General features: G+C 53.5%; 12 protein-coding genes. 3 read left to right on the top strand and 9 right to left on the bottom strand.

Going from position 1 to position 5,718, the window contains the following annotated elements; all coding sequences use genetic code 11:
• The 8 genes from EJP87_RS13460 to EJP87_RS13425 all read right to left on the bottom strand — a co-directional run.
• Positions 1-991: recombinase family protein (locus EJP87_RS13460; protein ID WP_130472387.1), on the bottom strand; the 991-nt coding region annotated here is incomplete at its 3' end.
• Positions 988-1,428 carry a DUF2924 domain-containing protein gene (locus EJP87_RS13455; protein ID WP_193771384.1) on the bottom strand — a complete coding sequence of 147 codons (441 nt, stop codon included), beginning with the start codon at positions 1,426-1,428 and terminating at the stop codon, positions 988-990. The genes EJP87_RS13460 and EJP87_RS13455, both read right to left, overlap by 4 nt.
• Positions 1,425-1,610, bottom strand: a complete 186-nt coding sequence (locus EJP87_RS13450) for a hypothetical protein (RefSeq protein WP_130472386.1) — start codon at positions 1,608-1,610, stop codon at positions 1,425-1,427. Before EJP87_RS13450 ends, EJP87_RS13455 begins: the two co-directional genes overlap by 4 nt.
• A 156-nt stretch (positions 1,611-1,766) precedes the next feature.
• Positions 1,767-2,003 (bottom strand): nicotinamide mononucleotide transporter, encoded by a 237-nt coding sequence (locus EJP87_RS13445; protein WP_130472385.1) that lies wholly within the window; start codon positions 2,001-2,003, stop codon positions 1,767-1,769.
• The gene (locus tag EJP87_RS13440; RefSeq protein WP_130472384.1) at positions 2,000-2,893 is read right to left on the bottom strand and encodes a 5'-nucleotidase; all 894 of its coding nucleotides are present in this window, start codon (positions 2,891-2,893) and stop codon (positions 2,000-2,002) included. Before EJP87_RS13440 ends, EJP87_RS13445 begins: the two co-directional genes overlap by 4 nt.
• A complete protein-coding gene (locus tag EJP87_RS13435; RefSeq protein ID WP_130472383.1) occupies positions 2,890-3,102 on the bottom strand; it encodes a helix-turn-helix transcriptional regulator in 213 nt (70 codons plus the stop codon). The genes EJP87_RS13440 and EJP87_RS13435 overlap by 4 nt, the downstream gene beginning before the upstream one ends.
• A 28-nt stretch (positions 3,103-3,130) precedes the next feature.
• Positions 3,131-3,847 carry an XRE family transcriptional regulator gene (locus EJP87_RS13430; protein ID WP_130472382.1) on the bottom strand — a complete coding sequence of 239 codons (717 nt, stop codon included), beginning with the start codon at positions 3,845-3,847 and terminating at the stop codon, positions 3,131-3,133.
• A 26-nt stretch (positions 3,848-3,873) separates the two neighbouring features.
• Positions 3,874-4,098: a hypothetical protein gene (locus tag EJP87_RS13425; protein ID WP_130472381.1), complete on the bottom strand. Its 225-nt coding sequence runs from the start codon at positions 4,096-4,098 to the stop codon at positions 3,874-3,876.
• A 106-nt stretch (positions 4,099-4,204) separates the two neighbouring features.
• On the opposite strand from EJP87_RS13425, the gene EJP87_RS13420 reads away from it, so the two are divergent.
• From EJP87_RS13420 to EJP87_RS13410, 3 genes are all read left to right on the top strand, one after another.
• Positions 4,205-4,399, top strand: a complete 195-nt coding sequence (locus EJP87_RS13420) for a helix-turn-helix transcriptional regulator (RefSeq protein WP_130472380.1) — start codon at positions 4,205-4,207, stop codon at positions 4,397-4,399.
• Between the two features lie 22 nt (positions 4,400-4,421).
• Complete coding sequence (locus EJP87_RS13415) at positions 4,422-4,793, top strand: hypothetical protein (RefSeq protein ID WP_130472379.1); 372 nt, start codon at positions 4,422-4,424, stop codon at positions 4,791-4,793.
• A 136-nt stretch (positions 4,794-4,929) separates the two neighbouring features.
• A complete protein-coding gene (locus EJP87_RS13410; RefSeq protein ID WP_130472378.1) occupies positions 4,930-5,259 on the top strand; it encodes an STAS domain-containing protein in 330 nt (109 codons plus the stop codon).
• A gap of 96 nt (positions 5,260-5,355) precedes the next feature.
• On the opposite strand, the gene EJP87_RS13405 is transcribed toward EJP87_RS13410, so the two are convergent.
• Positions 5,356-5,718: hypothetical protein (locus EJP87_RS13405; protein ID WP_320412243.1), on the bottom strand; the 363-nt coding region annotated here is incomplete at its 5' end.

Here is a 5,718-nt window from a genome sequence, read left to right as displayed (position 1 = left end):
TGCAGGGTGTGTCAGCACCACCTTTTGCCACCGCTTGGCAGGTGTAGTAGCGGTACTCCCGGCCACCTTTGTTGGTGTACGTCGGCTTCATGGCTCGGTTGCAGTGTTGGCAGCGAATGATGCCTTTGAGCAGGGTGGGCGACTGCACCCGCTTGATGCGCATCCGTTCTGGGGTGTGGTTGGCGAGGGTGGTACGGACGGCGTCCCAGGTTTCACGATCAATGATGGCCTGATGCTCGCCGGGATAGATTTCACCCTGGTAGGCCACTTCACCGACGTAGACGTGATGGCCAAGGATGCGGTAGATGGCACCTCTGTCGAGCGGAAGGCCGTTTTTGCCAACGGCACCTGTCCCAGTCAGTTCGTTGATGATCTGGATGACGGAGCTGGTTTCGATGAACCGGCGGAAGAGGGTGCGCACTGTTTCGGCTTCAGGTCGGTTGATCACCAGTTTGCGATCCGCCACGTCGTAGCCGAGAGGAGGGTGGCCACCCATCCACATGCCTTTCCGTTTGGAGGCGGCGAACTTGTCGCGGATCCTTTCGGCGGAGATTTCCCGCTCGAATTGCGCGAAGGAGAGCAGCATGTTGAGGGTGAGCCGTCCCATGGAGGTGGTGGTGGAAAATTGCTGGGTGACGCTGGAGAAGGTGACACCGTGCTTGTCGAACACCTCTACCAGCTTGGCGAAGTCCATCAGGGAGCGGGTGAGCCTGTCAATTTTGTAGACGACGATCTGGTTGACTTTGCCAGCTTCTATGTCGGCCAGCAACCGTTTCAGCGCAGGCCGTTCCAGGGTGCCGCCGGAGAAGCCGCCATCGTCGTACCGATCGGCTACCAGGAACCAGCCTTCTGCCTTTTGGCTGGCGATGTAGGACTCGCAGGCCTCCCGCTGGGCATCCAGTGAATTGAAGTCCATCTCCAACCCCTCTTCGGTGGACTTCCGGCAGTAAATGGCGCAGCGAATTGTAGGTGCAACAGTGCGTTTTGTCATTGTTTCTCTCCAGAGCGAGCGACGCCAAAAAATACCTTCCCGTTCCATTTCGTACCCGTAATGGCGTTGGCCACGGCAGACAAACTGCCGAAGCGTCGGCCAAGATATTCAAACCCGCCATCGGCCAAGGCGACGCAGCAATGCTCGACACCCTTCCACTCCCGCACCAAGCGCATGCCAGGGAAAAACTTGTCACCCAGCAACTTGCGTTTTTCTTGCGGCGGATCGTCTACCGCCAGGCGCATCATCCTCTTCTCCGTCACCTCCGACAGGCCACCATGCGCCAGTTCCTGGAGCCGATAGGCCAGCCGTTTTACCAGGAATGAGCGGTTGTAGGGCGGTGGCTCAGATTTGCACAGATTTTTCCACATCGCCTTCAACTCCTCCGACGACATGGCCGGCAACATCGCCACCTGTTTCAACACATCGATATTCACTGTTTTTCTCCTTGGCGGGTTGTTTTTCGACCATGGAGCCATTGGTTGGGCGAGTTATCCAGTAGGAATTTCTCCTGTTTTTGCTTTTCTTTGAGTCGTCGGAGGCCGGTGGCGAGGATTTGGCCAGCTTCGGTGAGGCGCTGGTCGGGGGTCATGTGGGAGGGGTGGGGGGTAGTGGCCATCTGATTTGCTCTCTATTGGACTCGGTTTCGACTAAATCTGAGAGCGATGATAGTATTTGATTAAGTGAAAATGAAAGAGCGATTGTTTGGTGCGGGATGTTTCGGGATCAAAAATGTCTTTCCGGGATGTTACGGGATATGGTGGGATGCTGAATATCAATTTGCAAAGAGCCACCGCCAGACGCCGACGAGATTGATCACGGTGAACACGGCCTGGAGGATCATCAGACTGATTTCGCGCATACGATAAGCGGCGATAAACCAGGAGATTGAGGAGACCAGAAAAAGCAGGAAACCATAGCCTGACTGGGGAATGTTCATGGCGACCAGCAGTGCCCCAACGACACCCGTGGTGGTTCCGATCCATTTGAGCGGTGAGGATGTATCCATCATTTGTTCGTGGTCTCGTAGGGCACTTGGCCGGTGGCAACATGTTTCCGGGCGGATTCACAATTTTTTGGTTGATCATCGAAGAAGATGTCGGCTTTGAATTGTCGCAGGAATTCACCTTTTGGCAGTCCGGCCAGGAAGAAGGCTTCATCGATGCGAATATTCCAGGAGCGCAATGTGCGCACCACTCGTTCGTGGGCAGGTGAGCCTCTGGCGGTGACGAGAGCGGTTCGGATGGGTGATGGCTCGGGAGGGAAGAGCGATTGGATGTTGTGTAGTGCGGCCAGGAACGGGCGGAATGGTCCACCGGGCAGTGGAATATCAGCAGCATCCTTTTCGTGGCGATTGAAGGCATCCAGACCTTCCAGCTGGTAGATGCGCTCCGACTCATCGGAGAAAAGCACGGCATCGCCGTCGAAGGCAATGCGCAGTTGGTCCGAGGTGGTGTCTGGTGTAGCTGAGGTGAGCAGCAAGGCGGAAGGGATTTTGGCGTCCAGGGCTTCCACCACGTCCTGGTGTTCGGCTGAGAGGAACAGGGTGGCTCCCAGGGCGGCGGCGTAGGGATGGACGGGAGCCCCACCGGTGAACACGGCCCGCTCGATATCCAGTCCCTGGTGTTGAGCTGAACGCAGGACGCGCAAACCGGTATCGGCGTTATTGCGGGAGAGCAGGACCACGTCTACCAATCGAGTGCCCAAAGGGTTGTTGTTCAAGGCGAGCAGTTTGCGGACGACGGGAAAGGCTACGCCGGGAGGTAGTGGTTCGGTTTCGTGATCGATTTGGTGCTTGCGATAGACGTCCAGGCCATCACGCATGAAGATCTCGTGACTGGCGTCCAGGTCGAACAGTGCGCGGGATGAAATAGCCACTACCAGCCGAGGATGATTGTTCATGGGTTGGACTTTTTCACCATCTGGATTTTCAGTTTGCAGCCGAGAGCCTCTGCATACCGTTTCAAGGTTGCGATGCTGGGTGAGTGTTTGTTGTTTTCAAGTTTCGATATCGTATGCTTTTGGACACCCATACGTTCAGCGACCTGTTCTTGAGTCAGGTTGGCGGCTTTGCGCACATCGATCAGTTTTGGCGATATGACGTCATCCATCGGATCCCCTCCAGTTTCCCAAATCCCATCACATTCTGCGCCCGACCCACATTACGCGCCCGACGACCCTGAAATTATCAAGCTCTGCAGGATGGATTGTTTTTTTGTCGTAGACGGGGTTGTCTGAGATCACGTCGAAGCAGCTATTGGTTGCTCTCTGAATCCTTTTCACGAACAGGCCGTCATCCCACTGGAAGACATAGATTGCATCGCGAGAGAAGCTGGTATCTCGACAATCGATCAGAATGACGTCGCCCCGGGAGAGGGTAGGTTCCATGGAATCGCCATCGACCCGGATGATGGCGGAGCGATCTGGATCGATACCGGCGTCGGAGACGGCCCATTCCCGTCGGAAGGCGTACTGTTCGTCAGCCACCTCAGAATCGTTTATGGCACCACCACCGGCTGTAGCGGTGACCATGCTGTATCCAGGGATGAAGACATAATCTTCAAGGAGGCTCTCGTGAGAGCAGGGTGCTGGTTGTTGCGGCTCTGGTTGAGGTTGTGGTGTCGGTTTGGGTTGCAGGTGAGATTTATTCCACGTTTTTGGTCCATTCCCGGTCAGCAGCCAGTCCAGGGTAACATTGAAAGCGCGAGCGATTTTGATCGCGTTCTCAACATCAGGCGTTCCTCCCTTCATGTATTTACTGATGGAACCGACGGAGACATTGCAGAAGGAGGCCAGGATCACGCCTGTCATGTTGCCAGCGAGGGTTTGAAGTCTGTCAGCTATTGAAACGCTCATGTTTTGTTACCCATGCCAATATATTGTTATTGCTTGTTTTTGTGCGCAGAAGCTTCAATCTTTCCCGAATCTGCGACATCTATGATGCGATAATATGTTGCCATATTTTGCAACGTGAAAGCAACCGCAAAAATGTGATCCCACAAAAAATCGTTACCACGTTCGATAATGCGCGTTGAATCTCGGAGGTGTTGGCGTTCATCTAATTGATTAAAAACGACAAAATAAAAACGAATCAAAAATTTCGACAAGTAGAAAATTTCTGATTGACGTTGTTTCGAGTTCGTGTCATCTTTTTATCCAACAAGATGTCAAATCGAACGCAACCCCAAAACCTCGACGCACAGGATGACAGACATGAATGACCTTATCTCTTCCACGATCGCTGCGGCCATGATCGGCTGCCACTTCAGCACTTTGCACAACTGGCGTCAGGCCAAGAAGGGACCGCCGGTGGTTACTATTGAGGGCAGCACCGCCTTGGCTTATTCCCGGACGGAAGTGCTCAAGTGGATAGAAGAAAACAAAGAACAGGTGGACAAGAAAGGCTGAAAACTGGATCGGAGCGACTCACATGGCACACAAAGAATGCAGCAAGCAGGACAATCCGTCGAGGTTTTCTGATTCAATCCACCTCGGCAACCCGGCCTCTTTTGATCAATTGCTTGAGGGCGTCAAGCGCGGAGAGATCGATCATCAGAAAGGAATGGAGATGGGACTTCGTATGGTTTTGGCAGCATTTCATCAAAAAAAGAGAGGCAAGAAAACGAAGCGATCTTTAGAAATAATTCAAATATTTATTTTTTGTGAATATTCACAAAATTTTTACACGCTCTTGCGCCATCACCCAGATAGCCCCAACCAAAAATTCGCGCGATGCTCGCACAATTGCTGTTGCAGCACAAACTCACAATTGTGCATAATGCACCGAATGCAGCATCTATAAAAATTTACCTTGCTCAGTGTGGCAACAGTGGTCCTTCTCCCGCGTCTTATGTCTGGAACGGGCGGATGTTTTGTCGCGAAAGATCATGAAGTAACGCATGAGATGTGTGGAGTGATAGTCCACCACGGTGTTATAGATGAAGGAAACCAGGAGGTTGGGAGAGATTTCAGTTGAACGCTCAGAGCAGAAAACCATCATCCGTGTTGTGGGAAAATTCTGTTTTGGTTTGCATGCTCGCTTCCGGGATGCCTACAGAAGGGACTTGCTGGAGAGGGGTGGGAACATCCGGTTCGTAGTGGATCTGTCAAGAACAGATTTCATCGACTCGTCTGCGCTTGGTATGCTGATTATGTTGCGAGAAGAGGCGGGTACAGACGGAGATCGAGTTGAACTTACGCGTGTCCATCCCGGTATCCGCCGGGTGCTGGAGGAAGCAAATTTCCATCGTTTGTTCAACATCACGTAGCGTTGCCAGATTGTCCATGGTGGACCTACTCCCATCTGGGTTCTCATGGACAAGGTGCGCTGCCGATACGGATGTCGGCAGCCGCACCAACCACCATCACCCTATCCCCCACAACCGACGCTGCTCCACCCACTCCACCGGAAACCCTCTCGCCAACCCCCGCCAAGTCATCGCCTCCGGCTGCTTCCCATCCAGTATCATCTCCACGATATCTGGAGCCAGCAGCGTCAACCGCATCACCTTGGCGACGTAGGAGTTGTCCAAATTCTCTCGCTCGGCCAGTTCAGAGATGGTGGCCACTTTACCACTCTCCAACTGACGAAGCCAGAGATGCGCTTTTGCCACCAGCTTTGCCAGCGTCTCATCCCTGGCCGGCACCGACGGCAGATCAACGCCATCCGGCATGATAATGCTCTTTCGACCACCGCGCCGCTTCAATTCAAACGGGATGCTGACGAT

The sequence above is a fragment of the Candidatus Magnetaquicoccus inordinatus genome (genome assembly GCF_004217665.1).
Taxonomy (GTDB): domain Bacteria; phylum Pseudomonadota; class Magnetococcia; order Magnetococcales; family Magnetaquicoccaceae; genus Magnetaquicoccus; species Magnetaquicoccus inordinatus.
Note: the sequence above shows the minus strand (reverse complement) of the source record. Positions and strands in the feature narration are given on the sequence as shown.

Bases quoted from the DNA above. Each gene is read 5' to 3' on its own strand.
- EJP87_RS13450 (WP_130472386.1), bottom strand. From the start codon at position 1,610: ATGGCCACTACCCCCCACCCCTCCCACATGACCCCCGACCAGCGCCTC.
- EJP87_RS13445 (WP_130472385.1), bottom strand. From the start codon at position 2,003: ATGATGGATACATCCTCACCGCTCAAATGGATCGGAACCACCACGGGT.
- EJP87_RS13415 (WP_130472379.1), top strand. From the start codon at position 4,422: ATGGCACACAAAGAATGCAGCAAGCAGGACAATCCGTCGAGGTTTTCT.
- EJP87_RS13440 (WP_130472384.1), bottom strand. From the start codon at position 2,893: ATGAACAATCATCCTCGGCTGGTAGTGGCTATTTCATCCCGCGCACTG.
- EJP87_RS13435 (WP_130472383.1), bottom strand. From the start codon at position 3,102: ATGGATGACGTCATATCGCCAAAACTGATCGATGTGCGCAAAGCCGCC.
- EJP87_RS13430 (WP_130472382.1), bottom strand. From the start codon at position 3,847: ATGAGCGTTTCAATAGCTGACAGACTTCAAACCCTCGCTGGCAACATG.
- EJP87_RS13410 (WP_130472378.1), top strand. From the start codon at position 4,930: ATGAAGGAAACCAGGAGGTTGGGAGAGATTTCAGTTGAACGCTCAGAG.
- EJP87_RS13420 (WP_130472380.1), top strand. From the start codon at position 4,205: ATGAATGACCTTATCTCTTCCACGATCGCTGCGGCCATGATCGGCTGC.